Below are 317 nucleotides of genomic sequence, written 5' to 3'. Positions count from 1 at the left end.
AGATCGAGCGCCGCCCGCGCGGCGCATCGCGAGCTACGCTCGCTCCTACGTTTGTTTTCGGCCAGTGACGCCTGTGACAGGCGCGCGCGACCGCCTGGTTCATACGACGCTATCTCGCGCCATGCACCAAGGCGTCCGCGCGCAAATCCCGCAGGATCAATTGGCCCGAAACAAACGTAGGAGCGAGCGCAGCTCGCGATGCGCCGCGCGGGCGGCGCTCGATCTGCGCCCCAACATCAACCTCAAGGCATACACCCCAAAGGCTCAATCACTCTTCCGCCTGATCCTCACCACCCTGTCGGCTCATCCCGTACTTA

General features: G+C 64.0%; 1 protein-coding gene. It reads left to right on the top strand.

All coding sequences use genetic code 11. The features are described from left to right. Positions 1-121: 121 nt before the first annotated feature. Positions 122-317: hypothetical protein (locus J5M56_RS25930; RefSeq protein WP_207938178.1), on the top strand; the 196-nt coding region annotated here is incomplete at its 3' end.

The sequence above is a fragment of the Pseudomonas sp. 51_B genome, assembly GCF_017491595.1.
GTDB lineage: Bacteria > Pseudomonadota > Gammaproteobacteria > Pseudomonadales > Pseudomonadaceae > Aquipseudomonas > Aquipseudomonas promysalinigenes.
Note: the sequence above shows the minus strand (reverse complement) of the source record. Positions and strands in the feature narration are given on the sequence as shown.